At 42.8% G+C, this 25,961-nt stretch carries 27 protein-coding genes and 1 other RNA gene; 14 read left to right on the plus strand and 14 right to left on the minus strand.

All coding sequences use genetic code 11. The features are described 5' to 3' along the window. Positions 1-31 precede the first annotated feature (31 nt). On the plus strand, positions 32-781 hold the full coding sequence (locus ASULF_RS09595; RefSeq protein WP_015591535.1) for a slipin family protein: 750 nt from the start codon (positions 32-34) through the stop codon (positions 779-781). Between the two features lie 68 nt (positions 782-849). After that, positions 850-1,260 (plus strand): arsenate reductase ArsC, encoded by a 411-nt coding sequence (locus tag ASULF_RS09600; protein WP_015591536.1) that lies wholly within the window; start codon positions 850-852, stop codon positions 1,258-1,260. On the opposite strand, the gene ASULF_RS09605 is transcribed toward ASULF_RS09600, so the two are convergent. The 5 genes from ASULF_RS09605 to glmU (ASULF_RS09625) form a co-directional block, all read right to left on the minus strand. Further along, the gene (locus ASULF_RS09605) at positions 1,253-1,828 is read right to left on the minus strand and encodes a TIGR00288 family NYN domain-containing protein (RefSeq protein WP_015591537.1); all 576 of its coding nucleotides are present in this window, start codon (positions 1,826-1,828) and stop codon (positions 1,253-1,255) included. The two genes, ASULF_RS09600 and ASULF_RS09605, sit on opposite strands and share 8 nt — an antisense overlap. A gap of 107 nt (positions 1,829-1,935) precedes the next feature. Then, entirely contained in the window at positions 1,936-2,427 is a 492-nt protein-coding gene (mobB, locus tag ASULF_RS09610; RefSeq protein WP_015591538.1) for a molybdopterin-guanine dinucleotide biosynthesis protein B, read from the minus strand. A 19-nt stretch (positions 2,428-2,446) separates the two neighbouring features. Next, a complete protein-coding gene (gene glmS / locus ASULF_RS09615) occupies positions 2,447-4,183 on the minus strand; it encodes a glutamine--fructose-6-phosphate transaminase (isomerizing) (RefSeq protein WP_015591539.1) in 1,737 nt (578 codons plus the stop codon). A gap of 1 nt (position 4,184) precedes the next feature. Next, positions 4,185-5,345, minus strand: coding sequence for a bifunctional sugar-1-phosphate nucleotidylyltransferase/acetyltransferase (glmU, locus tag ASULF_RS09620; RefSeq protein ID WP_015591540.1), 1,161 nt, complete (start codon positions 5,343-5,345; stop codon positions 4,185-4,187). Then, on the minus strand, positions 5,346-6,554 hold the full coding sequence (glmU, locus tag ASULF_RS09625; RefSeq protein WP_015591541.1) for a bifunctional sugar-1-phosphate nucleotidylyltransferase/acetyltransferase: 1,209 nt from the start codon (positions 6,552-6,554) through the stop codon (positions 5,346-5,348). A 157-nt stretch (positions 6,555-6,711) separates the two neighbouring features. Here glmU (ASULF_RS09625) and rbcL point away from each other — a divergent pair, with 157 nt between their 5' ends. After that, positions 6,712-7,956: a type III ribulose-bisphosphate carboxylase gene (rbcL, locus tag ASULF_RS09630; RefSeq protein WP_015591542.1), complete on the plus strand. Its 1,245-nt coding sequence runs from the start codon at positions 6,712-6,714 to the stop codon at positions 7,954-7,956. Positions 7,957-8,014: 58 nt separating this feature from the next. Here rbcL and lysS read toward each other — a convergent pair whose 3' ends face one another. Continuing rightward, on the minus strand, positions 8,015-9,535 hold the full coding sequence (gene lysS / locus ASULF_RS09635; RefSeq protein WP_015591543.1) for a lysine--tRNA ligase: 1,521 nt from the start codon (positions 9,533-9,535) through the stop codon (positions 8,015-8,017). Positions 9,536-9,636: 101 nt separating this feature from the next. Beyond that, positions 9,637-10,638 (minus strand): N-acetyl-gamma-glutamyl-phosphate reductase, encoded by a 1,002-nt coding sequence (gene argC / locus ASULF_RS09640; RefSeq protein ID WP_015591544.1) that lies wholly within the window; start codon positions 10,636-10,638, stop codon positions 9,637-9,639. A 350-nt stretch (positions 10,639-10,988) separates the two neighbouring features. Between argC and ASULF_RS09645 the strand changes: the two genes are divergently transcribed. The 3 genes from ASULF_RS09645 to ASULF_RS09655 are packed head-to-tail and all read left to right on the plus strand — an operon-like array spanning position 10,989 to position 14,851. Beyond that, complete coding sequence (locus ASULF_RS09645; protein WP_015591545.1) at positions 10,989-13,658, plus strand: oligosaccharyl transferase, archaeosortase A system-associated; 2,670 nt, start codon at positions 10,989-10,991, stop codon at positions 13,656-13,658. Positions 13,659-13,695: 37 nt separating this feature from the next. Further along, on the plus strand, positions 13,696-14,292 hold the full coding sequence (gene trmY, locus ASULF_RS09650; protein WP_015591546.1) for a tRNA (pseudouridine(54)-N(1))-methyltransferase TrmY: 597 nt from the start codon (positions 13,696-13,698) through the stop codon (positions 14,290-14,292). After that, entirely contained in the window at positions 14,285-14,851 is a 567-nt protein-coding gene (locus ASULF_RS09655) for a class II aldolase/adducin family protein (RefSeq protein ID WP_015591547.1), read from the plus strand. The genes trmY and ASULF_RS09655 overlap by 8 nt, the downstream gene beginning before the upstream one ends. Before the next feature lie 144 nt (positions 14,852-14,995). Here ASULF_RS09655 and ASULF_RS09660 read toward each other — a convergent pair whose 3' ends face one another. The 3 genes from ASULF_RS09660 to ffs form a co-directional block, all read right to left on the minus strand. After that, positions 14,996-15,859, minus strand: coding sequence for a DMT family transporter (locus tag ASULF_RS09660; RefSeq protein ID WP_015591548.1), 864 nt, complete (start codon positions 15,857-15,859; stop codon positions 14,996-14,998). Positions 15,860-15,899: 40 nt separating this feature from the next. Further along, the gene (locus ASULF_RS09665; RefSeq protein ID WP_015591549.1) at positions 15,900-16,718 is read right to left on the minus strand and encodes an EamA family transporter; all 819 of its coding nucleotides are present in this window, start codon (positions 16,716-16,718) and stop codon (positions 15,900-15,902) included. 102 nt (positions 16,719-16,820) lie between these two features. Continuing rightward, positions 16,821-17,133: signal recognition particle sRNA (ffs, locus tag ASULF_RS11605), an RNA gene on the minus strand. A 50-nt stretch (positions 17,134-17,183) separates the two neighbouring features. On the opposite strand from ffs, the gene ASULF_RS09670 reads away from it, so the two are divergent. The 4 genes from ASULF_RS09670 to ASULF_RS12355 all read left to right on the plus strand — a co-directional run bounded on the left by ASULF_RS09670 (position 17,184) and on the right by ASULF_RS12355 (position 19,467). Next, positions 17,184-17,429 carry a hypothetical protein gene (locus ASULF_RS09670; RefSeq protein ID WP_015591550.1) on the plus strand — a complete coding sequence of 82 codons (246 nt, stop codon included), beginning with the start codon at positions 17,184-17,186 and terminating at the stop codon, positions 17,427-17,429. A gap of 7 nt (positions 17,430-17,436) precedes the next feature. Continuing rightward, on the plus strand, positions 17,437-18,585 hold the full coding sequence (locus ASULF_RS09675; protein WP_015591551.1) for a radical SAM protein: 1,149 nt from the start codon (positions 17,437-17,439) through the stop codon (positions 18,583-18,585). 101 nt (positions 18,586-18,686) lie between these two features. Continuing rightward, a complete protein-coding gene (locus tag ASULF_RS09680; protein WP_015591552.1) occupies positions 18,687-19,346 on the plus strand; it encodes a cytochrome c biogenesis protein in 660 nt (219 codons plus the stop codon). Further along, a complete protein-coding gene (locus ASULF_RS12355) occupies positions 19,339-19,467 on the plus strand; it encodes a hypothetical protein (protein WP_269077382.1) in 129 nt (42 codons plus the stop codon). Before ASULF_RS09680 ends, ASULF_RS12355 begins: the two co-directional genes overlap by 8 nt. Here the strand turns inward: ASULF_RS12355 and ASULF_RS09685 are convergent. The 4 genes from ASULF_RS09685 to ASULF_RS09700 form a co-directional block, all read right to left on the minus strand. Further along, complete coding sequence (locus ASULF_RS09685; protein ID WP_015591553.1) at positions 19,464-20,453, minus strand: transcription initiation factor IIB; 990 nt, start codon at positions 20,451-20,453, stop codon at positions 19,464-19,466. The two genes, ASULF_RS12355 and ASULF_RS09685, sit on opposite strands and share 4 nt — an antisense overlap. After that, the gene (locus ASULF_RS09690; RefSeq protein ID WP_081623021.1) at positions 20,380-20,691 is read right to left on the minus strand and encodes an H/ACA ribonucleoprotein complex subunit GAR1; all 312 of its coding nucleotides are present in this window, start codon (positions 20,689-20,691) and stop codon (positions 20,380-20,382) included. The genes ASULF_RS09685 and ASULF_RS09690 overlap by 74 nt, the downstream gene beginning before the upstream one ends. 223 nt (positions 20,692-20,914) lie before the next feature. Beyond that, positions 20,915-21,385 carry an Lrp/AsnC family transcriptional regulator gene (locus ASULF_RS09695; protein WP_015591554.1) on the minus strand — a complete coding sequence of 157 codons (471 nt, stop codon included), beginning with the start codon at positions 21,383-21,385 and terminating at the stop codon, positions 20,915-20,917. A gap of 137 nt (positions 21,386-21,522) precedes the next feature. Beyond that, entirely contained in the window at positions 21,523-21,738 is a 216-nt protein-coding gene (locus ASULF_RS09700; RefSeq protein ID WP_015591555.1) for a TRAM domain-containing protein, read from the minus strand. A 170-nt stretch (positions 21,739-21,908) separates the two neighbouring features. Between ASULF_RS09700 and ASULF_RS09705 the strand changes: the two genes are divergently transcribed. The 4 genes from ASULF_RS09705 (at position 21,909) to ASULF_RS09720 (ending at position 25,954) form a co-directional block, all read left to right on the plus strand. After that, positions 21,909-23,282 (plus strand): cobyrinate a,c-diamide synthase, encoded by a 1,374-nt coding sequence (locus tag ASULF_RS09705; protein WP_015591556.1) that lies wholly within the window; start codon positions 21,909-21,911, stop codon positions 23,280-23,282. 159 nt (positions 23,283-23,441) lie between these two features. Beyond that, positions 23,442-24,356, plus strand: a complete 915-nt coding sequence (gene argF / locus ASULF_RS09710; RefSeq protein WP_015591557.1) for an ornithine carbamoyltransferase — start codon at positions 23,442-23,444, stop codon at positions 24,354-24,356. Continuing rightward, on the plus strand, positions 24,357-25,127 hold the full coding sequence (locus tag ASULF_RS09715; RefSeq protein WP_015591558.1) for an NAD+ synthase: 771 nt from the start codon (positions 24,357-24,359) through the stop codon (positions 25,125-25,127). Positions 25,128-25,138: 11 nt separating this feature from the next. After that, entirely contained in the window at positions 25,139-25,954 is an 816-nt protein-coding gene (locus tag ASULF_RS09720; RefSeq protein ID WP_015591559.1) for a shikimate kinase, read from the plus strand. Positions 25,955-25,961 lie beyond the last annotated feature (7 nt).

Genomic DNA, 25,961 nt, shown 5'->3' on the forward strand with positions numbered 1-25,961 from the left:
TCTTTATATATAATTCGATTTAAATCATTTTATGGTTGATTTGGTGGTAATTGGAATAGCAATAGTGGTTCTGCTCTTTCTCCTGTCAGGGATAAGGGTCGTGAGGGAGTACGAGAGGGGTGTAATTTTCAGGCTTGGCAGACTTATCGGTGCTAGAGGTCCGGGGCTATTTTTCGTCATACCTATTCTTGAAAATATGATGCTCGTTGATTTAAGGACTTACACATATGATGTCCCATCGCAGGAAGTAGTAACAAGAGATAATGTGACTGTTAAGGTTAACGCTGTGGTTTACTACAGGGTTCTGGATCCGGAAAAGGCTGTTACGGAAGTCTTTGATTACAGGTTTGCTACATCTCAAATCGCACAGACAACGCTGAGAAGCGTCATCGGACAGGCTGAGCTTGATGATCTCCTGTCCAATAGAGAGAAGTTGAATGTGCAACTGCAGCGGATAATAGATGAGGCAACGAATCCGTGGGGAATAAAAGTTTCCGCTGTGGAGATAAAGGATGTCGAGCTTCCAAAAGAAATGCAGAGAGCGATGGCTATGCAGGCTGAAGCTGAAAGAGAGAGGAGGGCTAAGATTATAAGGGCTGATGGAGAGTTCCAGGCTGCCAAGAAATTGAAGGAAGCTGCAGATGTGATGATGGAAAGTAAAGGAGCGATGATGCTGAGAATTTTGCAGACAATAAGCGAGACGACAAACGATCCGGCTACAAAGATAGTGTTCCCGATACCGATAGAGGTTCTTGAGTACTTCAGGCTGAAAAAGGATTGACTTGTAGAGTTGGATCAGAGTTAGATAATAAAATTGGATGATCTAAAGCGGAACAGGGCTAAGCTAAGATGAGAAGAATGAAGAAGAAAGTGCTGTTCCTCTGTACAGAGAACTCGGCAAGATCTCAGATGGCCGAGGGGTTGCTGAGAGCTTTGTATGGTGATAGATTCGAAGTATACAGCGCTGGAATAAAGCCAAAGACTGTAAATCCGAATGCTGTAAAGGTTATGCGGGAGATAGGAATAGACATCTCCAGTCAGAAGTCAAAAAGCGTTGAGGAGTTCAGAGGAATGAAGTTCGATCTTGTTGTTACCGTATGCGATGATGCTAAGGAAAATTGCCCGTTTTTTCCTGGAAAGAAGATAGTTCATAAAAGCTTCACCGATCCAGCAAAGAGCAACAACCTGGATGCGTTCAGGAAAGTAAGGGATGAGATAAGAAAGTGGATAATTGAATATTTTGGTGGCAGAATCAGGTAGAATCAGCGTATTCTACTTTTTCTTTATTTTTATGCTCGATTTCTTTTGAATAATTATTATCTTCTTCAACTTCGTCAAAATCATCCTGATTGAGAATTATTGCTATGTCTGCTGAATTTTTCAGTGCTGCTGAGAATCCTGGTTCGGCTCCGATTATTATCGTCTCTTTACCCATTTCCATCGCTTTTTTGAGAACTGCTTTGAAATCCGCGTCCCTTGTTACGAGAGCGAGTGCATCGATTGAGTCGTTGTATATCAACTCCATGGCTTCAACAGCCATTCTGACATCCACATCTCCAGAGGTTATTATAGGTTCAAAACCCTGATTTTCGATGGCCTCCACAAGCTTGTCTCCAGCATACTGATTCAGGAATACCCTAGCAACCTTTATATTGCCGTATTCTTCAATAATCTGCCGTATCTCGTGGAGGTTTATATTGAATTCCTTTCTGAGCATGTTTGGCCCGTCTATCAGCAAGCCTACTTTCTTCCTATCATCTTTTCTCGATGAAATGTAGTTTCTTATCTTCTGAAGCTTGCTAAGACTTATTGTTTTTCTTATCGCCATAGGTATACCTCTGCTGGAGATATTAATCAAACTTTTCCTGAATGCTTAAAAAATTTGTGAAGGTAAAGACAGGAGGAACTGATGTTTGATAAATCCTTTGGAATAATTCAGTCCTTGTGGGTATTGAAATATGTGTTAAAAATTAACTCTGCCACCCTTTCGGCCTCACTTATTCTAAAAGTTCTGTATGGTTTTATTTCTCTCTCGCAAACAACTGCGAGAACTCTTCCTTTCTTGAACCTTTCTAGGTCATCGTTCTCGTTCAGCACGACAACTCTGTCCTTTCCATATATATTAAACCCCTCTGTCAGGATCAGATCATAGTCACTCAGGTATTTGTCGCAGAAATAATCCAGGTTGTATTTTTCTTGGTTTATTTTCCCAATTATCGCAAATTCGTTTTTTGCAGAGATCGCCACATCAGCACCTTTTTGATAGAAATTCCATGAGTCCTTTCCTTCTTTATCGAACTCAAAATCCCCATGACTGTGATGTTTGACAACACATATTTTCAGTCCTCTCTCTAAGAAGTATCCGGCCATTTTTTCAATGAGTGTGGTTTTTCCAGAGTCTGGAGAGCCTACAATGCTGATGATCATGTAGATCACCTATTCAAACTTACTCAACAGTAACACTTTTGGCGAGATTTCTGGGCTTGTCTATCTCACACCCCCTCAACTTCGCCGTGTAGTAAGCCAGTAGTTGTAATGCCACAGACTGTGTTATTGGCGTTAGCAGAGGATTTACCGCTGGCAGTTTTACAACATGATCAACATACTTTTCGATCTCCTCATCGTTTTCATCTGAGATTGCCAGTACGAAACTCCCTCTCGCTTTTATCTCTTTTATGTTGTTCAGCATTATCTCGTATGTCTCATCCCTCACGACACATGCTATAACTGGCATATCCTTGCCAAGCAGAGCGAAGGGTCCATGTTTTAGCTCTCCAGCAGGATATGCTTCGGCGTGGATGTATGATATCTCCTTCATCTTCAAAGCCCCTTCCATGGCTGTAGGGTAGGCTATGCCTCTGCCAACATACATCAAGTTCCGATACTTGGACAGGATTTCAGCAACATCCTCGATATCCTCTTTGTTGTCCAGTATTTTTCTGACCTCTCCTGAAATCTTTTCCAGCTCATTTAGCAGATCTATGCGGTTTGACAGTTTAAAAGCCAGAACATATATGACGATTAACTGAGAAATGAAAGATTTTGTCGCAGCTACACTTATTTCAGGTCCAGCCCTCGTGAATAAGGTCTCATCGGCAATTCTGGTTGCCGTGCTTCCGAGAACATTGGCTATTGTGACGACCCTGTTTCCAAGTTTCTTTGCCAGCCTCATAGCTTCGAGTGTGTCGGCAGTCTCACCAGACTGGGTTATTGCAATGTATGTTGCCCTTTCCGGTGGAGGATGGTAGTTGAATTCGGATGCTATCTCAACCCTGACAGGCAGCTTGGCAACCTTTTCGATCACATGCTTTGCTATCAAACCGGCATGGTACGAGGTTCCGCATGCCACGAAAACGAATTTATCATAACCTAAATCGAACTCTCGATCCATATGTTCTGAAAGCGTATCATCTATGACTCTGGGAATTTCGTGGATTTCTTTCAACATGAAATGTTCATATCCTCCCTTTTCCGCATCCTCGATACTCCATGGTATGATTTCTGCTTCTTTATCAACTGGTTTCCCGTTTCTGAATACTTTAACTTCCTTTTCAAGCTCTGCAATCTCCCCATCTTCGAGAAAAATAACTCTGTTCGTGTAGTCGAGTATCGCTGGAGTATCAGAGGCTACGAAAAGCTCATCATCCCCAACACCCAGTATCAACGGGCTTTTATTTCTCGCGACGACTATTTTATCTTCGTTGGCGTGGATTACCGCTATGGCGTATGAGCCTTTAACAGCACTCAACGCTTTCTCAACAGCTTCCTTCAAATCACCATCGTAAAATTCTTCTATCAGGTGTGCTAAAACCTCTGTATCGGTTTCAGATTTGAAAACATGGTTCTTAGCGGTCAGCACTTCTTTGAGTTCCTGAAAGTTTGTGATTATGCCGTTGTGCACAACGGCTATCGCTTCGCTGCAGTCTGTATGTGGATGGGCATTAACATCGTTCGGTTCACCATGTGTTGCCCATCTGGTGTGCCCGATTGCCATCCTGCCGTTAGAGAGACTGAACTTCTCTACCTTCCCTATAGCTCCGGTTTTTTTATGAACAAGAACCCCACCATTATCTTTAATGGCTATACCCCATGAATCGTACCCTCTATATTCTAACCTTTTCAAAGCTTTGATGATAACCTCATCGGCTCTTCTAAAACCGATATAACCTACAATTCCACACATTTCAGAGCACCCTCGATTTATCTGGGATAACTCCGCTTAGGACTTTCATATCTTCTATCATGCATTCATTACCTATCACCGTTAATGGCTTAACGACGATATTGTTTCCTATTCTGCAGTTTTCACCGATAAAAGCGCCAGCATTTGCTTTGAGGATTCCATCAATCTCTATGATACCTTCCCCACCCAATACTGTGAAATTGCATCCAATCTCTGTAAATCTATCTATGACTGAGTCTTTTATATTTGCTCCAGACCCAATCATGCAATTATCGCCTATGATGCTGTTAGAGATTATCGTGAGGGCTTCTATGCTGACATTGTCTCCTATGGTCGTGTATGGTTTCAAGACAGTATTGGGCCCAATTTCACAGTTTTCACCTATAATCACCGGTCCCTCTATGTATGTTCCAGCCTTTATTATGCTCCCTTCACCAATAATGACATTCCCTTTTACGGTTACATTCTTTTCAACCTTTCCTGCGATAACTTTTCCATCAGGCATTTTCGTGGAATTCAACCTAAGGATATCCCATGGATAAACGATGTCCTGCCAGAGCCTCGCCTCAATAGCCTTGAATTCATACCCATCTGAGATCATGCTGTTAATTACATTCACAAGATCTCTCTCTTCATCAATATATCTAAAAACATCAGTAGACAGGCAGTACAGTCCTGTATTAACGGTGTAGCTCAACTTCTCTTCTGGCTTTTCAACTATTTCCTTCACAAATCCGTTTTTAAAAGTTATAGCTCCGTATTTGGAGCAATCTTCCGATATTGAATATGCAATAGAGAAACACCTTTTTTTCACATTTTTTATTGTTTCATGGTCAATTATGTTGTCTCCTCCAATGACGATGAATTCGTTCTCTACAAGACTTTCAGCAGATTTCAAAGCATTTGCAGTACCTAACTGCTGTTCCTGAATAACATACTCTATGTCCACATCAAAATCCCTGCCACTCCCAAAATAATCCATGATTCTCTCTCTTCTGTAGCCAACAACGAGGACAATGTCTCTAATTCCAGCTTTTCTAACCTCTTCAATTAAATGCTCCAGAATGGGCTTTCCAGATATTTCTATCATTGGTTTTGGCTTTTTGGCTGTAAATGGGCGAAGCCTCTGCCCCTCACCTGCAGCTAATATCACGGCCTGCATTTAAAACACCCTCGTATATGGATCAATCCATCCATCAACATATGCATTTGGAGCTATAAAGCAGTTGTTTCCGATCATGGCCCCGGCATTTATCGATGCGTTGATGCCGGTTTTTACATTATCTCCAATTATTGCCCCAAGTTTCTTTCTTCCGGTTTTTATTCTTTTGTCCTTCGTGTAAACTTCTATTTCCTTCTCATCAAGCTTCAGATTTGCGACCTTCGTTCCCGCACCGAAGTTGCAGTTCTCACCAATAACGGAATCGCCAATGTAGTTGTGATGTGGGATCTTCGTGCCGTTCATGACTATGGAGTTCTTCACCTCAACTGCCGCACCGATCTTACAGCCATTGCCTATTGATGTATGTGCTCTGATGTAGCAGTTGGGCCCGATCTCGCAATTTTTCCCGATCACTACCGGCCCTTCTATGTATGTTCCGGCCTTGATTATGCTCCCTTCACCAATAACAACATTCCCCTTTATTGTCACATTCTTTTCAACAACCCCGTCTATTTCTGTATCTATGTTCGAAAGCATGAGTTCGTTGATTTTTAGCAGATCCCATGGATAGCTGGCGTCAATCCAGCCCGAAATCTTGGCTGTGCTAAACCTGACACCATCTTTTATAGCCAAATTTATAGTATCCGTGATCTCATACTCCCCTCTCACAGATTTTGGGGTGATTCGGATATAATCGAAGATATCTCTTGTGAAGTGGTATATTCCAGCGTTTATCGTGTTCGCTACTGGTTTTTCGGGTTTTTCTATAATCTCCTCAACAAAACCATCTTTCACGACAACAACGCCGTAATTTTCTGGATCATCTACAGTGTTAACTCCAATTGTCATCTCGTTTTCGATAATCCTCTTTAGATCTTCTGCATCCACTATAGTATCCCCATTTAACATCAGAAAGTCATCTTCTATGTAATGCTCTGCAGATCTCAACGCATCAGCAGTTCCAAGCTGTTTTGTCTGGGTAGAATACTTTAACCTAACACCATTCCATGTTTTTCCAAAGTATTCTCTTACTTTTTCCTGATAATATCCTACGACGAGGATAACCTCATCCACACCAACTTTCTTCAACTCCTCGATCAAGTGGGCGAGAATGGGTTTGTTGGCAACTTCAATCATAACCTTTGGTCTTGTATATGTGAGTGGACGCATTCTTGTTCCTTCTCCAGCTGAAAGAATGACTGCTTGCACAGTAGAGATATGTTATTTTGAAAATAAAAATATTTTGTTTAACTTTGTGTAATTTTTTGGTTTAGTTAAAAACCATAAAACCCACAAGGCTGAGTTGACCAGATTTTGACCAAACTTAACCAAAAAGATTTTTATTTAACCTTGGATAGCTTAACATATGGGTTTTGAATGGTATACCGATTTTGTGGATCTCAGCTACAAGCCGGAAGATGAGATAGTGTGCTATTTTAAGGTAAAATCCGATCTGCCAATTGAGGAATCATCTGGCAGAGTTGCTTCTGAAAGCTCTGTGGGGACATGGACTACTCTTTCGAGGCTTCCTGACAGGATAAAGTGGTTGATGGCAAAAGTGTTCAGAATTGATGGGGAGAGAATTGCTGTAGCGTACAAAACAGATCTGTTCGAGGAAGGTAACATCCCTCAGTTTCTCAGCTCGGTTGCGGGCAACATATTCGGGATGAGGGCGATAAAGGGGTTGAGGTTTGAGGATTTTGAGGTGCCAGCCAGCTTTGCAAAGCACTTTAAAGGACCTAACTTTGGAATCGATGGTGTTAGAAATATAATGAGGGTGCATGATCGACCGCTGACAGCCACAGTTCCAAAACCGAAGGTTGGTTTCGATGCCGATGAGTATGCTGAAGTTGGATACAGATCCTGGGTTGGCGGAATAGACATCCTGAAGGATGATGAGAATCTGACCAGCCAGCCATTCATAAGGTTCGAAAAGAGGCTGGCGAAGGTTATGAAAGCCAGAGAGAGAGCGGAAAATGAAACTGGAGAGAAAAAGGGATACCTGATAAACATAACTGCTGAAGCCCGTGAGATGGAAAGACGGGCTGAACTTGTAGCAGATTACGGAAATGAATTCGTTATGGTAGATATACTGACAGCCGGATTCTCTGCAGTTCAGACTGTGAGAAATAAGTGTGAAGAGCTTGGACTGGCCATCCATGCACACAGAGCTATGCATGGTGCGTTTACGAGGAATGAGGAGCATGGAATCTCTCTGAAGGTTCTAACAAAGCTCGCCAGAATGGCTGGAGTGGATCACATGCATGTCGGTACCGGTGTTGGCAAGATGGCGGGAGACAAAGCGGAAGTGATGGAACTCAGAGATGTTTGCAGGAAGAGCTGGCACAACTTCAAGCCGGTCTTTCCGGTGTCTTCAGGTGGTCTGCATCCGGGGCTGATTCCGGATATAATTGAGCTGTTCGGTGTTGATGTGATAATACAGGCTGGTGGAGGAGTCCATGGGCACCCGGACGGCAGTGAGAAGGGAGCTATGGCTTTAAGGCAAGCGATATCTGCAGTACTTGAAGGGGTGGATCTTGAAGATTACGCGAAATCGCACAGCGAGCTTGCAAGGGCACTTGAGAGATGGGGTAGAGTTTCACCCAAGTAGCTGGATCATAAGCAAAAAATAAATTAATTTTTTATTTAAAAACTATTTATTCTCAAAATTATCGCTCTGTTCGACCATACCACTCAAGAACCTCTGGATAGATCTCAGGTATAACCTCGAAATCAGGTTCTTTAGCAAGTGTTGGGAATGCAATCACCTCTCTCAGCGTTCTTTTGTTTCCCAGTATCATGAAAAGCCTTCCCAGACCAATTCCAACACCGCTTGCAGGAGGCATCGCATATTCCAGAGCCCTGATGTAGTCCTTGTCCATCGGCATCGTCTCCAGACCCTTCTTATCGCTCCTCTTTCGCAACTCTTCCTCTTCTTTAAACCTCATGTACTGCTCAATCGGGTTATTCAGCTCGGAAAAACCGTTAGCAACCTCCATTCCTGCTATGTACAGCTCCATTCTGTCTGCATAGCCATCTGCTTTCTTTGCCAACGGGGAGATATCCACCGGGAAGTGTGTGATGAAGGTTGGGTTGACGATCTTGTCCTTGGCATAGTAGTCGAACAGCTTCTCTATTATCTCGCCTCTCCTTTCTTCCTCTATTCCAAGTTCTTTTGCATGGTTAAACAGCTCATCATCGCTCATCTTCTCTACATCTATTCCTCCGAACTCCTTTATTGCATCGACCATTCTCATCTTCTTCCATGGTCTCTTAAAGTTCACAATCTTGCCCTGGTACTCGATTTCAGTCTTTCCAGTAGCTTTCAAAACAACCTCCTCGAACATTTTCTCGAGAAAGTCCATGAGCTGACTGAGTTCGATGTAAGCCCAGTAAAACTCAAGCTGAATGAACTCTGGATTGTGCAGAGGGTCGACATCCTCATTCCTGAAGCACGGAGCGAACTCATACACCTTCTCAAAACCACCAACGAGCAACCTCTTGAGGTACAATTCTGGAGCTATTCTGAGGTACATCTTCTCCTCGAGGAAGTGATGGTATGTCTCGAAAGGCCTCGCAAAAGCTCCACCATATACAGGCTGAAGTATTGGAGTATATACTTCTATGAACCCGTTATCGTTCAAGTAATTTCTGATGAGGTGTATCACTTTGTTGATCAGGAAGAAGGTCTCTCTGCTCTCTTCGTTCATGATGAAGTCGAGATATCTCTGCCTGTATCTGGTCTCTATATCTTCAAGCCCGTGCCACTTATCCGGCAGGGGTCTTAGAATCTTTGACAGTACGGTCCATTCTTTAACGAGAACGCTAACCTCTCCTCTTCTGGTTTTGATAACGAATCCATCAACACCGAGAATATCTCCCCTCTCAACCAATTTGAGTTCTTTAAACTCATTTGTGAAATCTTTCCTGAACACAAGCTGGATTCTTCCAGATGAATCTTTTAAATCAGCAAAAATAACTCCACCATGCTTTCTTTTTGACATCAATCTACCAGCAATTCTAACATTGAAGTCTGTTTCATCTCCCGGATTCAGATTTGAGAATTTTTTAACGATCTCATCAGCATTTGCGGTTCTATCAAACTTCTTTATCTTAAATGGATCTTTACCTAATTCTCTGAGTCCTTTCAGCTTGTCAATGTAATCCTTTACGAGCTTTGGGAGGGTCATAGGGCAGATTCAGTTTTGGAGGGCATAAATATTTTGCTGAAGGATTTCGGTGTTTCGTGAATAAGAACCAGCAGGAATGGACAGTAAAAATAGACAAAAAATCAAGGGAACAGAGGTGGGAAGTAGAGTCCCGCTCTCTCATCCAAACCGAACATTATGTTCATGTTCTGAATTGCCTGTCCGCTGGCACCTTTGACGAGGTTGTCTATGGCTGAAGAGACTACAACCCTATCTGTTCCAACAAAGAATGCAATGTCACAGAAGTTGCTGCCCCTCACATAGCTGAGCCTTATCGAATCCTGAAGTCTGATGAACGGGCAGCCATCATAGAATCTCTCATATATTTCTGCTACCTCTTCGAGCTCAAGTTCTCCTCTCAGGAATGTATGGGCATTGGTCAGTATCCCTCTGGAACCCGGAAACACCTGTGGTGTGAAGGAAATTTTTATGTCTCCCTGAAATCTCCCAAGTTCCTGTACCATCTCCCAGTAGTGTCTGTGATTCGTTACCTTGTATGGAACGATAGCCTCATGCAGGTTTGGGTAGTGTGTGAAATCTGTAGGGCTCACACCTGCTCCGGTTATACCACTTTTTGAGTCGAAAACCACTCTGTCGATGAGCTCCTTTTCTGCAAGTGGTGCGACAGCCAGTATCGCTCCAGTGGGGTAGCATCCGGGGTTTGCGACAAGATCGGCTTTTTTTATCTCATCCCTGTGAATCTCTGGCAATCCATAAACAGCCTCTCTGTATCCGATATGCTCTTTCTCATAGACCTCTTCAAAAGTTTTTTTATCGAGCCTGTAATCGGCAGACAGGTCTATGACCTTCAATCCTGCATCCAAAAATTCTGGGGCGTATCTCATTGCCTCGCCATGAGGTACAGCAAGAAAAACTAAATCACAGTCATCAAAATATCTAATATCTGGGGATTTAAATTCGAGATCGAAAAAACCCTTCAAGAATTTATGGAGCGACCATATTTTCTTTCCCTCATATTTTCTGGAAGTTACAACTTTCACTTCAACTTCAGGATGGTTTACGAGCAATCTGAGGAGTTCTGATCCAGTGTATCCGCTCCCACCAACTACTCCGACTTTAATCATACTGGCAGATTATTCAGATTATTTAAATTTCTTTCTGATTTTGGCTTCGTTAGAGTTGTGCTATGAAAATTGAAATCATTCTACACGATCAAGCTCAAAATTATGAGATAGCCATGAATTATAATTTGGCTAGCTCTCTTTAAATGGACGATTCCTGAATTGCCAAAGTATGGTGAATGAAATTGGAAAAAATTCGATAGAAGGTACAACCAAATTTTTCAAGTCAAAGATCAGCAAACAAAGGTACAAACCAGATAATTTTTTATTCTTCATTTTATCAACAACAAGTTAGCAGGGCTCTGGTTTTTTAACACAAAAAATTTATAATCCTTCAATAGAAGCGTTTCCTCATGTCAAAATTAAAAGATTACTGGCAATGGTTTGTTGTTATTGCCGCAATCATCATCGGACTATATATCAGAATTATAAATCCCTGGAACTCGGTTTTCGTCTCGTGGATGGATGGGGCAAGGCTGAGTGGAAATGACCCCTGGTATTATTTCAGGCTTATCGATTCTGCTCTCCATAACTCCGGCAGAATATGGTTTGATGCTTTCACAAATTACCCTCATGGCACATATACACACTTTGGACCATTCCTTGTGTATCTGAGTGTTTTAGCCGTGAAGATCACTGGAGCCGCAACTTTGGCAGAAGTTAGAACAACCATTGCGTTCATCCCAGCTATAGCCGGATCATTACTTGCTGTACCCGCTTACATACTCGGATCATCGATTTTCAATAAGAGGGTTGGTGCAGCATCGGCATTGCTGGTAGTTCTGATACCGGGGCAGTTAATGGCCAGAAGCGTTCTGAGCTTCAACGATCACCATATATGGGAGGTCTTCTGGCAGCTCTCCACTCTTGCCTGCTTTGCATTTGCCTTAAAGAGATTTGAGGATGTCAGGAAGCATTTCATTTACCCTGTTATTGCGGGTTTATGTCTCGGGCTTTATTTGCTAGCATGGGCACCGGGCTTCATAATCGCTCTAATTATTCTGGGATATGTATTTCTGGCACATCTGACATCGACATATCTGGATGTCGATCTGAAGAAGATCACATACATCTCGGCAATCGTCTTTCTGGTTGGGGCTTTAATATATCTGCCATTCGCTTTCAAGTATCCATCGTTTAGCACGACAAGATATTCTCCATTCCAGCTCATAGTTTTACTAGCAGCAGCAATAATAGTTCTTTTATTCCGTGGTATAGAAATTCTCAAAAATAGGGGGCATTTCAACAAAGTTGGGCTTAAGGATAGCTACGCATTCCCATTGAGTATTGTTGTAATCGTGGTTCTGTTTATTGGTGGGGTAGCAATAATCTCCCCAGATTTCCTCAAACTCCTGACCAGAATTGTTGGAGTCGTTCAGCCGAAAGGAGGAGCTTTGACTGTTGCAGAGATTCAGCCATTCTTCTCGATGTATGGTGAACCCAGCCTAACCCCTGCATGGAGACATTTCAGCATAACCTTCTTCTTTGCCATGCCGGGAATGCTGTATGTTGCATACCTCCTGATAAAGCAGAGGGACAGCAAATATCTGTTAATCCTCGTCTGGGGTCTGGCAATGTTTGCAGCCTTAGCTGGGCAGAACAGATTCGCATATTATTTTGGAGCAGTATCGGCTTTATTCGCAGCGGTCTTTTTGGATGCTATAATCAAGATATACTCAGGCTTCTTAGATAAAAAGTACTCAACAAGGATTGTCATACACGCATCACTATGGGTAATTGCATTGGCCATTTTGGTTTACAACTACATGACAACTATGAACATATATGTCCTAGCCCTTTTAGCATTGGCTCCGGCTGTTATAGACATTCTGATCAACTTCCCGAACTCGTTTGAGCTGCATGTCGATAAGATAAGGGGCCTCCTAAGCGGAAAGAAAGTAACTGCTATTTCCGTAATCTCTATAATTCTGATAGTTGCCCCGGCTTTAGCGCTGTTTTACCCAACGCTTTCCGATGCAAATCTCTACTCGAAATATTCTGCAGGCGGTATAAACAAGCAGTGGTACGATGCTCTTGTCTGGATGAAAGATAACACGCCCGAAAAGGAACTTTACGATAAATTCTACTACGAAATGTACAAGCCACCAGAGGGATATAAGCTATCAGACAGATACCCATATCCAGATGGTGTTTACAGCATAATCAGCTGGTGGGATTACGGGCACTGGATTACAGCAATAGCACACAGAATTCCCGTGGCAAATCCATTCCAGCAAGGAATTGGCAATAAATACAACAACGTTCCCGGAGCAGCACCCTTCTTCACAGCATTCAATGAGAGCTATGCAAACAAGATTGCCGACGAACTCGATGTCAAGTATGTTGTCAGTGATGTTGAGATGGCTACTGGAAAGTTCTATGCGATGGCAGTATGGGCTGAAGGTAGCTTGGAGAAAGCGAACAGAATATACTATGTGGCTCCGGGCTATGTTTACGTAACACCGAACGGGCAGATAGGAATATCTCTATCAACTCTAAACATTCCTGCTGGGTCCAATGTTATAGCAACGATGAATGTTCCAAGTGAAAACTACTTCAAGACAATGGAGGCCCGGCTTCACATACTGGATGGTAGTGGTCTACAAAACTACAGAATGGTTTACGAAAGCGAGTTCGAGGCGAAAAATCAGCTGACCTATGAAGCGCTCTACAGGATCATCTACAACTCAAACCATGCCGATCATCCCGTGGCTGTCACTTCCACAGGATATGTAAAAGTGTTTGAGTATGTTAAGGGAGTCAAAGTGACTGGAAAGGCGAGTGGTAGCGAGGTCATAGTTAAAGCCAATATCACAACAAATCAGAACAGGACATTTGAATACATCCAGAAAGCAAAAGTTGAGAATGGGCATTATGAAATTGTTCTACCATATGCCCAAAATACGAAGTATCCTGTTAAAGCCTCGGAGTACACAATACAGTCAGGAAATGTAACAAAAACGCTGACTCTCAGTGACGAGGATGTTGAGAATGGGAAGATAATAACTCTGGATCTGATTTAAATCTAACTTATTACTTTCTTTTTGTTGTGGAAAGATCATGAAAAGGGTTTTTATTATAATTGGCAATAAAGCAAGAACCTCAGAGTTCAGCCTAAACGATCTGCCCGGAGCAGGGAGAATGGATGTTATATGCAGGTTCATAGCCCAGTCCCTTCTGGTCTCTCATGGTGTGAGAAAGGACAGCACTGCAATAGCTGTTTTGCTCGGAGGGCCACAAAAAAGTCTGAAGTTTAAGGGAGACAGCATAAAGTATATGTCTCCCGATGAAAGGAATGTTGCTGGATTGATCAGGAAAGCATTGAAAGCTAAAGCTACGGATGAGTGGTTGGAGGGCAGTCCAGGAGTTTATGTTTCGAGGAAGGGTATAGGTGAAATACTCGATGAGCTGGAAGGTTACAGGATTTTGTATCTGAGAGAAGATGGAGAAGACTTCCACAAGGTTGCAGAGGAAAGGGATTATGCTTTCGTTCTGGGAGACCATCTTGGCGTTAGCGAGAATATGGAAGATGAAATTTTAAAGAGGGCAGATGGTGTGGTATCGGTATCTCCCATATCACTTCAGGCCGATCAGTGTGTTGTTATACTGCACAACATACTGGACAGATTTAGCATTAGAGGTGGTTGCCGTGTTTGAAGAAGCTGTGTTTGAAGAGGCAGCACTGTATGGCAGGAAGCTGTATGAAAGGGGATTGATAGATGGTGCGAGTGGAAACCTGAGCTTTAAAGACGGCGATTATGTTTTCATAACCAAGACAGGGGTTAACTTATATGATTTAACCAAAGAATCGTTTGTTAAGGTAAGAATTGATGCTGATGCAGAGAAGCTAAAGGCACTTTCAGCATCATCTGATGCTCTACTTCACATAAAAGCGTATCAAAAGAGCGATTACAGTGTTATTCTGCACTGTCATGGGACTTACAATGTTGTTCTATCGCTGATTTATGATAAGATAGTTCCTGTTGATCTGGAAGGAAAGCTGTTTCTTGGTGAGATTGAGGTTATAGATGCCAGTTTCATGACAGAAGAGTATGCTGAAATGGTCTCAGATGGGATTGCGAAGAAAGGGTTTGCTGTGGTCAAGGGGCACGGGATATACTGTGCGGGAAAAACTTTCAGAGAGGTGTTTAATGTTATTGAGTACATAGAGCATTCGTGTCAGGTGTTGTATCTGGCTAGACTGGTGGGTCTGTGAGTTTGCAAGTGTGAATTGTGATTGACTGCAATCTTTGGACAATCTTTCACAATCCAATTCAAAAATCTATGTTTGTCCAGAGCAAGATTACAATGCTGAATCCATGCTCAATCCGCTGAGCTATTAGTTTCAGCCACAAAATCCTTATCTGTTCACGAAGTAAACCCCCACGACCACAAAGATTGTCCCGAGAACTGTCAGCAATGTTATTTTCTCTCCAAGAAGAAACCATGCTGAGAAAACCGCAACCACAGGAATCGCCTGTAAGAAAATGCTTGCCTGGGATGCCTGCATTTTATCAAGAACATAGTACCACCCGGTGTATCCAAGGAATGTGGCGAAAATTCCGAGGAATAGTATCGAGTATGCTGTTTCTGCTGAAAAATTGAACTCAAAGTTGATGACCCCAAACGGGATGAGTAAGAGAAGTGGTACTGTTGCGAAAATTATGGCATATGCTGTAAGCGTTAGTGGTTCATATTTCTCAAACAGAACCTTGCCGTAGACGATGTAAAAGGTTGCAGAAAGTGCTGAAACAAAAACGGCTGCAACCCCCACCATCGATTCATTCATCGAGAAGCTTAAGTCTGATGTATCAAGAATCACGAGAAAGACTCCTGATAAAGCTATGATGGATCCAAGAAACTTTTTAATAGTGAAATCTTCTCCAAGAAACGAAATAGAGAAAAAGAAAACAAATACAGGGGCTAAGGCAATTATAAGGCTTGCAAGTCCCGAAGAGATGTACATCTCGCCAAAGTTCAGCAGAACATGATATGCGGTAACGCCAAAAAACCCTAATGCGAAAATTCGTGGTATGTCCTCCTTTGCAGGAACGGCTTTCTTCAGCAATAGATATGCTGTCAGGAAAACATTTGCTATTGTAAATCTGTAGAATGTCAGGCTGTATGCATCAACCTCTTTGACAGCTACCTTAATTGCAAGAAACGCCCATCCCCAGAAAAGGACAGTCATTGATATGATTGCTATTACCTTCCTATCCTGCATTTTTGATCGGTGCAAGGCTCGGTATTAATTTTTTATCAATTCAGGCCTTCAAGGCTATCGCAACCCCCGCTAAAACAAGTATCATACCCGTAATCTCGATGGGTGTAAATGTCTCCCCAAAAAGCATCAGCCCAAACAGTGAAGCAGATATTGGTTCGATAAGGGCAAACACTGGCCCCTCAGAAAGCTTGCAGTATTTCAGTCCGAAGTTGAATAGTGTGAACGCTAAAGCGGTTGGTATCAGGCCTAAACCGATAAGCCACATCAGATTTACCTCACCAATCGGGTAGATCACAAGAGATGGAGCCAAAATCAGTGAAGATATACCTAGATAGGCTGTTGTTAGCTCGATTGATTGCATGTAATCTCTAATCCTCTTTATAACCATGAAGTATAATGCGTAAACGAATCCAGAGATCAATCCGAATATTATCCCCGCATTCAGAACTCCAGTCGGAGAGAGCATGAGGTAGAGTCCTGAGATGCTGAGCGGGATGGATACGAATATCTTCCTGCTTATAACCTCCCCGCTCAGGTATGCAATGGGAAGAACATAAACCGGGGCCATGTAAAGCAGCAACGCAGCGGTTCCGGCGGGGATTAGCTGGATCGATGCGATATAGAAGTTCACAACCATAATGCTAAGCAGGGACATGATAAGCAGCATTTTTGGCCTCTCGAACGATATTTTCCTCCTAGATAACACTGAAAAGATCAGCAGGAAAAGGAACCCGAAAAAGAATCTGAAGAATGATGTCTGAACTGCGTTGAGGTTTATGTTCCTGACGAAGATCACGAGGGAACCCATCATGATCGCTCCGGCGATTACCGACAGTACTCCAAGCCTTTCGTTTTGCATAGCCTTGCTTGATAAACTGCAGTTAAAATAACTATCTTGAGAAATGTTAGCTAATTGGCCAATTAGCTAACATGGCAAGTAAGTGGTTAGTAAAACAAAATGAGGTGGGAACGCCTCGGGTCGATTCGCTTTGCGGAAAGCCTCTCTCCTCACCCTCTCCTCTCCGCTACCCCGCCAGCGCCGATCGTCCGGAGTTGACCTGCTCCCTTCCGGGCCTGAGTCGGTTCCTCCGGCGAATACTGCGGACATTCCCTCCAGAAAGCCCAGCAGTAACCGCCGGCCCGACGGGACGGAGACTCTGCAAGGGGGAGGAGAGTCCAGCTTTCCGCTCCACGAACCTTCCCTCGGCTTCGGCTCCCGCATATCGACGGTTTCGGGTCACAGGGGACGCCGAACCCCCCAGCCTATCCCACCGTATATCTCTCTCCGACAGGTATATTAAGCTTTTGCGATAAAATCTGAGATATGAAGGAAACTCTTGGAAAGATAATCTCAAACAACAACATGGTCAGAATTCTTAAAATTTTGAACAAGAAGGATAGCTCAATCAGAGCAATATCCAAGCACCTGAGAGTTCCGGAAAATATTGCAAAGTCCCTGATTAAGGATCTGGAGGCTGACGGAATTTTGTCAATTAATGGGGATAATGTCTCCATAACGGAATACGGGAAAGAAATCTCTCAGGAACTGACAAGAATGGGTGTGAGATAGGTAGAAAATGATGCTGAAGGAGTACGAGGAAAGAGGAGACAAGGTTTTTTTGTTGAGGGGAATAGTTGAGGTTAGAATACCCATCAAAGCTTATGAGCGATTGATAAAGAGAAAAGATAAGGAGTACATAATCTCTTTTGGTGAGCCAAGAAAGGTTTTGAACCACATCACAAAAAGAGAACTCGTTTTTGTTACGAAAGAGAGTGGAATTCCTCTTTTGGGAAGTTCAAGCTTTGGCTTGATCGACAGGGGTACAAATTTAATTCAGGTAAGGCCCATCACCGGATGCAATCTGAGATGTATCTTCTGCAGCGTTGATGAAGGAAAGAAGAGTAAAACCAGAGCTACGGACTACATTGTGGATCCGGACTATCTGGTGGAGGTGCTGAAGCAGGTTGTTGAGTTCAAGGGGGAAGGAGTTGAAGTGCACATCGATGGTCAGGGTGAACCTCTGCTCTATCCATATATGGAAGATCTACTATCGAAGATCTCAAAGATAAAGGGTGTTAGCATAATATCAATGCAAACCAACGGAATCCTGCTTAATGAGAGCAAGATATCTGCCCTCGAGGAATATGTAACGAGGTTCAACCTCTCATTAAGCTCCCTCGACAGAGATACCGCAAGCAGGCTGTCAGGCATCAAGTATCCTGTAGAGAGGGTGACGAGAAACGCCGAGATGATTGCAAACAGCAAGGCAGACCTCCTGATAGCCCCGGTATGGGTTCCGGGGATCAATGATAGAGATATCGAGAAGATCATAGAGTTCGCGCTGGAGATAAATGCGGGCAAGAGATTTCCACCTCTCGGAATCCAGAAGTACATACCATACAAGTACGGAAGGAAGCTGAAGAAAGTCATGACCTTTAAGGAGTTCTACGACAGGCTCAGGAAGTGGGAAGAAGAATATGGTGTAAAGCTGATACTCAAGCCAGAAGATTTTGGAATGGATAAGAGAAGCAGAATCCCGCATCCGATAAAAAAGGGAGAGATGCACTCTGGCAGAATTGTTGCCAATGGGAGGCTGTTTGGTGAAAGGATGGTTGCGGTCAGGGACAGGGTTGTAACCATCAGATGCGACAAAAGAGTTGGCGATCATGTTAAATTCAGAATAACTGCGGATAAGGACGGCATATTCTATGGAGAGGTCGTTTGAATGAGACTAACCACCACCGTCAGATACTTTAAAGTAAAAATAATTCGAGAACATCCAATCTAGGGAAAATTTCATATAATAACAACCGTACAGTTGCCACGATGAAAAGAGTACTGATTACATTCCTCATAGCACTTATACTGATGCTCATCGGGTCGTATAATGCTCTGCTCATGCTGCCCGAATCACCAACGCCTCAACTATCAAACAACTACAGAATAATATTCTTCCATCTGCCCTCTGCGATAACTTCATTCATCGCATTCACAACAACGCTGATTTTCTCGATTATCTATCTGACTAAAAACGATATCAGGTACGATATTTATGCAGTGACATCCGCAAAGGCAGGAATATTTCTAATAACATCCGCACTCATCAGCGGATCCGTATGGGCGAAGGTAGCATGGAACTCATACTGGAACTGGGATCCAAGAGAAACCGCTGTGCTGATACTGTGGTTCGTCTATGCAGGATACTTCGCACTGAGGAGTTCAATTGATGACATTGAAGCTAAAGCGAGGAACTCAGCAGTTCTCGCGATCTTTGGATATGCCACAGTTCCCCTGTCTTATTTATCATCAAAAATAGGATTTTCGCTACATCCCACCACAAGCGAACTCAGAATCGGTATAAATGTTGGGATGACCCTCACCATAATGCTTCTCGGATTCATACTTATGTATATAGCCTACATGTTCATTGAGAGTAAAGCAGAAAGGATGAATTTTGAATCTACGGGAGGTGAAAGCTTTGAATGACTTCACAAGCGTTTTTATAGCCGTTGTGGTTGTTATGGTCTCATGGCTGATACTGTTCTCTTTAACATACATGAAGCTGAAAAAATTGGAGAAACTAATTGAATCCAAAGCTGAGAATTAAAGGATTATCTCTATCCCCAGTTTTTCTGCAAGCTCCTTGTATCTATTTCTGATCGTTACCTCAGTAACTCCAGCAACCTCGGCAACCTCTCTCTGAGTTCTCCTTTCTCCACCAAGAATTGATGCGATGTATATGGCTGCAGCGGCTACTCCAGTTGGACCCCTTCCCGATGTAAGCTCTTTCTCTTCCGCCTTCTTGATTATCTCAATTGCTTTCTTCTGAATGTCTCCGCTAAGATTTAACGCTGCACAGAATCTCGGGACATAGTCTGTGGGGCTTGTCGGCATCAGCTTCAACCCAAGCTCTCTTGCTATGAACCTGTATGTCCTGCCTATCTCCTTCCTGTCAACTCTCGAGTATGTTGCTATCTCGTCGAGCGTTCTTGGCACTCCTGCCTGTCTGCATGCAGCGTAGAGTGCTGCGGCAACAACACCTTCTATGCTCCTGCCCCTTATCAGGTTCTTATCAACAGCCTTCCTGTAAACAACAGCAGCCGTCTCCCTAACTGGCTTCGGCAAGCCGAGAGCAGAAGCCATTCTGTCAAGCTCGCTCAATGCAAAAGCCAGATTTCTCTCCGTAGCGTTGCTGATCCTTATTCTCCTCTGCCACTTTCTTAGCCTGAAAAGCTGTGCCCTGTTTCTGACTGATATGGATTTACCATAGAAATCTTTGTTGCTCCAGTCAATTATCGTCGACAAACCTTTATCGTGGATAGTGTATGTTACTGGGGCTCCTACCCTACTCCTTCTCTCTTTCTGCTCGCTATCAAATGCTCTCCATTCTGGACCGGCATCAATGTAAGTATCGTCAATAACAAGTCCGCAATCCTGACAGATGAATTCTCCCCTTCTGTAATCTCGGATCAATCTCGGGCTGCCACACTCAGGGCAGATGTCGAGACTCTCCTCCCTCTCAATTTCTTTCCTTTCTACTTCTTTTTCTAGCTCTTTCCTTTCTACTTCTTTTACCTTTTCTATTTCTGCCATTATCCTCACCTTTAACAAATAACATTTCATCTGCTAATTTTTCCAGATTTAGACCCTTTTTGGGTTTTATCAGCAGGAACGGGGATTTGACCGGACCTATTATGTCATAAACTCTACCAACGATTTCGAGTTTTCTTGTAACCAGCTGTGATCCAATTTTTGGAAGCTTGTTGGGGTTCGCCTTAACCACGACGAACCTCTTTGTGACATGGCTGACCTTTCCAGCTTCTTTCAGCATAATCCCCCTCAATTTAAGATTTGCGAAAACTTTTTATCTTCTGTAATCTAATATTTAAGCTTTTCTCATTAATAAACTTTTCTGTTAACAGTGTGTTTGAAAATAGATTAAAATGACGGGGTAGTGACTTTCAGATCAAAACTGAACTTAAACAATCAATTATTTTAAATTCCTATAGCTGTCTGGGTAGTTTTTGAGATCGAAGTTCGAGAAAATGTACGGATTATTCACTCATGAGTTCGCTGATGTCCACGCCATGTGTTTCTTTAACGACATTCAGCACAACCATGGTGTATGTTTTGACAACATGCTCCATTCCGGCAACCTTTTTGACGAATCTGTTGAGTGATTCCCTATCCATGAATTTCGCTACCAGAATCATGTCGAATTCGCCGGTTACATCATAAACTGCAGTCACATGTGGTTCTTTTGCAATTTCTTCCTCTATCGCTACAAGATAGCCACCCTCTGCAGTTACACCTATGACCGCTATAATGTTGAATCCAAGCTTTGAGTGGTCTATTACCGGGATGAACTTCTTTATTATGCCCATTCGCTTTAACTTATTAATCCTGTTGTAAACTGTCCCCTCCGCAACTCCAAGTTTTTCAGCAATCTCTCTGAGACTTTTTCTCGCGTCTTCCTGCAACTCTATCAGGATCTTTATATCCGTATCATCGAGTTTCTCGGCCATAACCTATCCCCTTTATTACAATTTTTTAATTTTAGTGGCCTAACCTAACCAAATATTGCCTAGATAAATGTACAAAATTAAAAATATTTAATATTTGTGCAGATTTCTCAAAAAATTGAAATTTTTTTCCGAAGTGACTATTCAACTACTTCGGCAAAACAGTACTTGTTCAGTACTTTTGTTATCCTAACGGTTACTTCCTGATCAACCTCAACATTTGGCACGAACACAACATATCCGCTGATTCTTGCAATTCCGTCTCCCTTCTCACCGATCGCTTCAACGGTTACGGTTCTAATATCGCCAACATTTACTGGCGGATTTCTTTCCATTCCAAACTCAAATTTATTCAAACAAATTCCCTCCAATTTTCTGGTTCGTAAAAGTCTATTCTCAGATTATTTAAATGTTTCCCTCAACATCTGGCGATTTAGGCCGAAAAATTATAAAATTAGGCTCAAACAGACTGAATCGCAGGGTTTATGGGAAAAATATTTCTACTTAGCTACAGAATCCAACTCAGATGGACATTCCAAGGATCGTCATAGCCGGGATAAAGAGCAAGGTCGGAAAAACGATGATTTCAATTGGGCTTATGAGGGCTTTAACAAACAGAGGTTACAAAGTCCAGCCATTCAAAGTTGGTCCGGATTTTATAGACCCTGGCTTTCACAACATAGCTACAGGCAGAAAATCGAGAAACATCGACAGTTTCATGATGGATTCTTACAGCATAATTGAGACCTTTGAAAGGAACTGTAAAGGTGCTGACATTGCGATAATCGAGGGAAAAACCGGATTGTTTGATTCCCATGATGCCATAGATGAACGTGGCAGTACAGCTCATATCGCCAAAATTCTGAGAAGTCCTGTTATACTCGTTGCAGATGTTGAAAGGATGTCAAGAACAGCTGCTGCGATGATATACGGATACAAAGAATTCGATAAGTATGTCAATATCGAAGGAGTCATACTGAACAGAATAGGAAATCCTAGACACCTGAAAAGAGTTGTTCTGGCAGTAGAAAAGCTTTCAGGAGTTAGAGTTATCGGAGCAATTCCAAGAGAGAACATCGACATGCCATACAGACATCTCGGCTTAATCCCAGCTCATGAAAGGCAGGAGTACGAGATGCTCTTTGACAGACTTGCTGATATCGTGGAAAAGAATGTCGATGTGGATAGGATTATCGAGATCAGCTGTAATGCTGAAAGCCTGGAAGATGTGAAGCCAAACCCACTTTTCATTCCAGCGGAAAAAAGAGTCGGAGTGGCTGGAGTAATCCAAGATAAGCCCTTTTCATTTTACTATGAGGATAACCTTGATGCTCTCAGTGCCAGAGGTATTGAGCTGAAATATATAGATTCTCTGAACGACAAAAAGCTTCCAGAAATCGATTTCCTGTATATCGGTGGTGGTTTTCCTGAAGTCTTTGTGGAAGAGCTTGAAAAAAATGATTCGCTCAGGAAAGATATTTACGAGTTTTGTGATGACAACAATCCAGTCTATGCAGAGTGCGGGGGGCTGATGTACTTGGGAGAAAGCATAATAACAGATGGAGAATACGAAATGGTTGGTTTTCTAACTTTCAAAACAGAAATGAACAGAAAATTCCATGCTCTCGGCTATACTGTTTGTGAGGTAGCAAAAGATACTTTTGCTTTTGATCGTGGAGATCAGATAAAGGGACACGAATTCCATTACTCCAGGGTTATACCTTCAAGGAAGCTGGATTTCGCATTTAAAGTCCTGAGGGGTAAGGGGATAAACGGTGAGTTTGATGGTGTAATCAAAAAATCCACCCTTGCCTGTTACCAACATTTGAATGTTCTGAGCTATCCGAAATTCGTGTTTAAAATTGCATCTGCTATAAAAACCAAAAACACTGTATTTTAAAAACATTTTTGATCTCTAACTGATTATCCTCTACAGCTTCAGTTTTTGATATGGAGTATCAATTCAATCTTATATAAAATTTATTATTCTCCATTTTGATAACGAAGTGGAAAATTAAGGAAAAAGTTATTTAACTTTTCTCCACCCAATCAATTAGCCATGAAGCACCTCGTGTCGATATCCGATTTGAGCAGGGAGGAAATTGAGAAAATCCTCGATCTCGCTGACAGGTTAAAATCGGAGAGATACAAGGGGATTGTTGCGGATTACTTGAAGAACAAAAGCCTGGCTATGATCTTTGAGCTTCCATCAACAAGGACAAGGGTCTCTTTTGAAGTAGCAATGTCAGATATGGGTGGACATGCATTATACCTGAACTGGAATGATCTACAGCTTGGAAGAGGAGAACCGATAAAGGATACCGCAAGGGTTCTCTCGAGATACGTTCATGCAATCATGATAAGAGCGAGAAACCATAAAATTATCGAGGAGCTTGCAAGGCATTCTTCCGTACCTGTGATAAATGGTCTGAGTAATCTTGAGCATCCATGTCAGATTCTGGCAGATTTAATGACGATCAGAGAGTATAAGAGATCTCTCAGCAAAATAAAGCTCGTATGGGTTGGAGACGGAAACAACGTGTGCAACTCTCTGATCCTTGCATCGGCGATAATGGGCATAAAGATGGTCTATTCCACACCAGCAGGATACGAACCAGATCAGAGCATCCTTGAGAAGGCTCTCGAACTCGGAGGAAGTATCGAGTATGTCAGAGAGCCTGAAGAGGCTGTTAAGGATGCAGATGTTATATACACGGATGTCTGGGCATCCATGGGTCAGGAAGCTGAGAGAGAAAAGAGACTTAAGGTTTTTGCCGACTATCAGGTAAACACCAACCTGCTGAGCTATGCGAACGAGGATGTCATCGTCTTGCACTGCCTGCCAGCTCACAGGGGTGAGGAGATAACGGATGAGGTTATCGAGAGCTCAAATTCTGTCGTCTATGATCAGGCGGAGAATAGACTGCATGCTCAGAAGGCAATACTTTTAACCCTGATATCTGAAAAATTTTAGATGGGTATGAGCATGGAGAAAGTTGAAAAGAGGATAGTGGAATTCATAAGAGACTATGTTAGATCCGCAAATGCCGAAGGGGTTGTTCTCGGAGTTAGCGGTGGAGTTGACAGTGCCTGTGTGGCTTTTCTCTGCTCTAAAGCGCTGGGTGGAGAGAATGTTCTCGGATTGATAATGCCAGAGAAAGGGGTTACCAGAGAGGAAGATGTAGAAGATGCGATTGAAGTTTGCAAGAAAGCTGGAATAAAGTACAAGATTGTTGAGATCTCCGATATTCTGCAGAAGTTCAAAGGGATCTCTTCCTGTGATAGAGACATTGCTCTAGCTAACCTCAAGCCGAGGATAAGGATGGTTCTGAACTACTACTATGCGAACTGCCTCAACAGGATTGTTGCTGGAACTGGTAACAAGTCAGAGCTGATGGTTGGCTATTTCACAAAGTATGGGGATGGTGGATGCGATTTCCTGCCGATAGGGGATCTGTACAAGACAGAAGTTTTCATGCTTGCTGAGCATCTCGGCGTTCCGGAAAGAGTTATCAAAAAGAAACCTTCTGCCGGGCTGTGGGTAGGGCAGACGGATGAGGATGAGATGGGCATAAGCTATAAAGTGCTGGATGCGATACTCAAAAGAATAGAGAGAGGAGAGATCGAGAAGGCCATTGAGGAATTTGGAAAGGACAGTGTTGACAAAGTTAGAGATATGATTGCCAGAAGTGAGCACAAGAGGAGCCTACCAATGGCAGTCAGTTTAAGAGACCTCCTAGATTAACGGGCAACTACATGATCTCAGCGGAAAGCTACGCGGCGGGAACCATCGTCAACGCGGTAGCTAGGGGAATCGGATGTGCTTTTGGAGTGGATCTGAGAACAAAGGTATTGCTGGAGGAGAGCAGAGATGTAGAGATACTCGAGAAAGATAGAAAAATAAAGTCTCAGTTAATTCAGAATGTACTTTACAGGTTTGGTGTTAAAGCAAGGGTTGTCGTAGAGAGCAGCATACCAAAAAAGAGCGGGTTGGGTAGCAGCAGTGCGATTCTAAACTCCCTCCTGCTTGCGATCTATAAGTTCAGAGGATGGGAACTCGATGCGTTGAAAATTCTGAATGAGAATGCAGATATAGCGTTGAAAAGCAAGATCAGCTATACCGGGGCTTTCGACGATGCTTCAGCCTCTCTACTTGGCGGGATCGTAATAACAGATAACTTTAACAGAAAAATAATCAAAAGAGAGAGTATACACCAAGATGTTCTAATCCTCCTGTCCGACAGCAAAAAAAGAAAGGTTGATGTTGAAAGTGTCAGAAAAAACGCTGAGATAGTTGATAAAGCGATAGAGGAGGCTAAGAGTGGCAACTACATGCTAGCAATGCTGTATAACTCCCTTCACTACTGCAAAGTGCTGAATTACCCGTTAAAACCGGTGATGGATGCGAGAGATATAGGCATTCCAGCAGGGCTGTCAGGAAATGGGCCGTCCTACATAGCATTCGGGCCAAAGAAGGACATCGATGAACTTGCAGAGAGCTGGAGGAGCTATGGAAAAATAATAAGGACTAGGACTATATCAGAACCATCAGATCCGGCAGTGAAAATATAGGTGGTTT

The sequence above is a fragment of the Archaeoglobus sulfaticallidus PM70-1 genome (assembly GCF_000385565.1).
Taxonomy (GTDB): domain Archaea; phylum Halobacteriota; class Archaeoglobi; order Archaeoglobales; family Archaeoglobaceae; genus Archaeoglobus_A; species Archaeoglobus_A sulfaticallidus.

What these genes read in the sequence shown, in the direction of transcription:
- glmS (WP_015591539.1), bottom strand. Translation starts at nt 4,183, where the DNA reads ATGTGTGGAATTGTAGGTTATATCGGTTTTAGAAGAGCCGATGAGGTT.
- ASULF_RS09685 (WP_015591553.1), bottom strand. Translation starts at nt 20,453, where the DNA reads ATGGCAGAAATAGAAAAGGTAAAAGAAGTAGAAAGGAAAGAGCTAGAA.
- mobB (WP_015591538.1), bottom strand. Translation starts at nt 2,427, where the DNA reads ATGATCATCAGCATTGTAGGCTCTCCAGACTCTGGAAAAACCACACTC.
- ASULF_RS09605 (WP_015591537.1), bottom strand. Translation starts at nt 1,828, where the DNA reads ATGGCGATAAGAAAAACAATAAGTCTTAGCAAGCTTCAGAAGATAAGA.
- ASULF_RS09675 (WP_015591551.1), top strand. Translation starts at nt 17,437, where the DNA reads ATGATGCTGAAGGAGTACGAGGAAAGAGGAGACAAGGTTTTTTTGTTG.
- ASULF_RS09670 (WP_015591550.1), top strand. Translation starts at nt 17,184, where the DNA reads ATGAAGGAAACTCTTGGAAAGATAATCTCAAACAACAACATGGTCAGA.
- glmU (WP_015591540.1), bottom strand. Translation starts at nt 5,345, where the DNA reads ATGCAGGCCGTGATATTAGCTGCAGGTGAGGGGCAGAGGCTTCGCCCA.
- ASULF_RS09705 (WP_015591556.1), top strand. Translation starts at nt 21,909, where the DNA reads ATGGACATTCCAAGGATCGTCATAGCCGGGATAAAGAGCAAGGTCGGA.
- ASULF_RS09660 (WP_015591548.1), bottom strand. Translation starts at nt 15,859, where the DNA reads ATGCAGGATAGGAAGGTAATAGCAATCATATCAATGACTGTCCTTTTC.
- argC (WP_015591544.1), bottom strand. Translation starts at nt 10,638, where the DNA reads ATGATTAAAGTCGGAGTAGTTGGTGGGAGCGGATACACTGGATCAGAA.
- ASULF_RS09645 (WP_015591545.1), top strand. Translation starts at nt 10,989, where the DNA reads ATGTCAAAATTAAAAGATTACTGGCAATGGTTTGTTGTTATTGCCGCA.
- ASULF_RS09695 (WP_015591554.1), bottom strand. Translation starts at nt 21,385, where the DNA reads ATGGCCGAGAAACTCGATGATACGGATATAAAGATCCTGATAGAGTTG.
- lysS (WP_015591543.1), bottom strand. Translation starts at nt 9,535, where the DNA reads ATGACCCTCCCAAAGCTCGTAAAGGATTACATTGACAAGCTGAAAGGA.
- ASULF_RS09680 (WP_015591552.1), top strand. Translation starts at nt 18,687, where the DNA reads ATGAAAAGAGTACTGATTACATTCCTCATAGCACTTATACTGATGCTC.
- ASULF_RS09720 (WP_015591559.1), top strand. Translation starts at nt 25,139, where the DNA reads ATGATCTCAGCGGAAAGCTACGCGGCGGGAACCATCGTCAACGCGGTA.
- ASULF_RS09595 (WP_015591535.1), top strand. Translation starts at nt 32, where the DNA reads ATGGTTGATTTGGTGGTAATTGGAATAGCAATAGTGGTTCTGCTCTTT.
- trmY (WP_015591546.1), top strand. Translation starts at nt 13,696, where the DNA reads ATGAAAAGGGTTTTTATTATAATTGGCAATAAAGCAAGAACCTCAGAG.
- ASULF_RS09715 (WP_015591558.1), top strand. Translation starts at nt 24,357, where the DNA reads ATGGGTATGAGCATGGAGAAAGTTGAAAAGAGGATAGTGGAATTCATA.
- ASULF_RS09665 (WP_015591549.1), bottom strand. Translation starts at nt 16,718, where the DNA reads ATGCAAAACGAAAGGCTTGGAGTACTGTCGGTAATCGCCGGAGCGATC.
- rbcL (WP_015591542.1), top strand. Translation starts at nt 6,712, where the DNA reads ATGGGTTTTGAATGGTATACCGATTTTGTGGATCTCAGCTACAAGCCG.
- ASULF_RS09600 (WP_015591536.1), top strand. Translation starts at nt 850, where the DNA reads ATGAGAAGAATGAAGAAGAAAGTGCTGTTCCTCTGTACAGAGAACTCG.
- ASULF_RS09690 (WP_081623021.1), bottom strand. Translation starts at nt 20,691, where the DNA reads ATGCTGAAAGAAGCTGGAAAGGTCAGCCATGTCACAAAGAGGTTCGTC.
- argF (WP_015591557.1), top strand. Translation starts at nt 23,442, where the DNA reads ATGAAGCACCTCGTGTCGATATCCGATTTGAGCAGGGAGGAAATTGAG.